1 protein-coding gene is annotated in these 2929 nt (G+C 46.3%); it reads left to right on the forward strand.

Annotated features, from left to right (window positions below):
* Positions 1-2527 (forward strand): DEAD/DEAH box helicase family protein (locus P1P89_22955; protein ID MDF1594383.1); only part of this gene is annotated, 2527 nt, incomplete at its 5' end.
* Positions 2528-2929: the final 402 nt, after the last annotated feature.

Raw genomic sequence — 2929 nt, forward strand, 5'->3', positions numbered from 1 at the left:
TATGGAACTTAAAGAATACCAGCTACGCGCCCTGACGGAGGTAAAAACATATTTCGAGCTATTAGCCGAATGGAAGCAGAAGTCGGTTCTGATCCCGGACGCTGAAATTGATTTTCCAACCAAGGCATGGGAGAAGGCCGGTATTGGTAGAAGCTATCGTCCCCGCAAGAATGGAATTAGTCAACCCCTTCCCAATTTCTGCCTCAAAATCCCCACCGGCGGCGGCAAGACACTGCTGGCGGTTAAGATTATCGATCTGGTCAACCTGGTTTACCGTAAAAAAAGGACCGGACTTGTTCTGTGGATCGTTCCTACCACTCAGATCTATCGCCAAACCATTTTGAGCCTGAAAGACCGGGATCATCCCTACCGGCAGCATCTGGATCTTGCCAGTGGCGGTCGATCAGTCATCCTTGAAAAAACGGATCGATTTTCACCGCTGGATGTTAAAGAAAACCTCGTGGTTTTAATGCTGATGCTGCCGTCGGCCAATCGTCAGACCAAAGAGACGCTTAAGGTTTTTAAGGACAGCGGCGGCTTCCAGGGTTTTTTTCCTGCCGAGGATGATGTGCAGGGGCAAGAGAAAATTCTCCAAGTCATACGCAACTTGGATACCTACGAGAAAGAAAGCGGGTTCTGGGGAAAACAGGTAAAGACTTCTCTTGGGAACACCCTTCGGACCTTATCACCGGTGATCATTTTGGACGAAGGGCATAAAGCCTATAGCGAAGGTGCTCAAAATACCCTGCGTGGATTCAATCCCAGCATCATTATTGAGTTGTCGGCCACGCCTTCAAAAGAGAGCAATATCCTGGTCGACATATCCGGCAGGGAGCTACATCGCGAAGAGATGATCAAGCTTGATCTTCATGTGATCAACAAGGTCAGTCCGGATTGGAAAGATACGTTACTGGCAGGTGTCAACAAAAGAAATAATCTGGAGCATAAGGCACGGGAGTATGAAGCCAATTCCGGCGTAAATATTCGCCCCATCTGCCTCATTCAGGTTGAGCGGACAGGAAAGGAGCAGAGGGGAACCCGGTTTATCCATTCTGAAGATGTTCGTGAACAGCTCATCAAGACAATAGGGATTCCTGCCGAACAGGTGGCCGTTAAGACAAGCGAAAAGGATGAACTTAAACAGGTTGATGATATCGGCGGGTTAATGAGCAATGACTGCCGGATTTGCTATATTATTACCAAGCAGGCATTACAGGAAGGCTGGGATTGTGCCTTTGCCTATGTATTGGTCGTGCTGACAAATCCTGCTTCAAAGAACGCCCTGACACAACTGGTGGGTCGCATTCTCCGGCAGCCCGGAGCGCGCAAGACCAAAATCAGAGAACTTGATGAAAGTTATGTGTTCTGCTTTAAGCAGAGCGCCAACAAACTGCTGGCAAGCATCAAAGATGGTTTCAGCCGCGAAGGGCTTGGCGATTTGAAAGGTCAAATTCTATCCGAATCGGATGAAACCGGAGGGGAAAGAGAACAGCCTGAACGTATCATAAGAATTCGGGACCGCTTCAGAACGGCGGCAAACAGTACCCTGTTGCCGGTTTTTATGGTACGGCACAATAAGGTCTGGAGGCCTGTCAATTATGAAATGGACATTGCGGCAAAGATCCCATGGGATAGCATAGATCTTGATCCGGTTTATTCGCTTGCGCTATCCATGTCTGAGGAAAAGGACATGGAGCATATTGCGACGCTTTCAGATGACATCAAGAAAGTAATCGAGGAGAGAGGGGCAATACAACTAAAGGAAGGTGGCATTCGAGTCGATCTGGTATTTATGACCCGTCAGATCTGCGATATTGTTCCAAATCCGTGGATGGCACACGAATTGGCGCAAGATGTCCTTGCCCGTCTGAAACGAAAATATGATTACAAGGTGGTTGCTGCCAATTTTGTTTTTATCATCGAAGAATTGCGCAAGCAGCTTGAGAGGGAAAAAGACCGATTATCTGAGAACATCTTCAAGCAGATACTTGCTTCAGATCAAATGAGATTCCTGGTAATAGGGGAAAATTTTGATTTTACCTTTCCGAAATCAATCAAAGTCAAACCTACGGTGAAGACATTAAATCGCAAAGACGGCCGACAACTTCAAATGAGCCTTTTTGAATTCGTTCCCGAAGATGAATTTAATGAAACCGAAAAGGCTGTGGCATGGTACCTTGAAGGGCAACAACGACTTTTTTTCTGGTATCGGAATCGATCCAGACAGGACTATGCCATACAGGGCTGGCGGAAGCATAAAATCTATCCTGATTTCATTTTTACTGCCACATCTCCCGAAGACAAGAACGACTACGAACATGTTTATGTTGTTGAAACCAAGGGCCTCCATTTAATAGGAAACTTGGATACGGACTATAAGCGCAAGATGTTTTCGCTGTGCACTAAGGAAGCAAAATCGAGAAGCTGGTCGGAATTGGGACTTGTGATGAAAGAAAAGGTCTTGCGGTTCGAGGTGCTTGCCGAGGATGAGTGGCAAGCAAAATTAAACGAAATGCTTCAGGCGTAATAAATATTTATTTTTTTAAGCCACTTTTAAGATGATATGAAATTCCTCCGCTGTGATCGGCATGACCGTGAGGCGGTTGCCTTTACGCAGCAGGCTCATGTCTTTTCATTACGCCTTTTGCCAGCCCCCCTAAACAGCATTGACTAAAATACCATATTGTGGCACACTTTTTTAAAACACGTCCATGTAAAACCCTCTGTCCCCTTTTAGATAGAACCACGACTATTTTCTCAACAGATGGGGGAAATTCATGATCAATTTGCTCCTTGCCGAGGCGTAAATGACTTTAGAATGTGAAGACCTTTACTGCCATGACTTGCCCACCAGACCGCAACCGGAAATTGGAAAAATTCTTGTCACCGGCGCCACCGGTTATATTGGAGGACGATTGGTTCCCGAGCT

The sequence above is a fragment of the Desulfobacterales bacterium genome (assembly GCA_029211065.1).
Lineage (GTDB): Bacteria > Desulfobacterota > Desulfobacteria > Desulfobacterales > JARGFK01 > JARGFK01.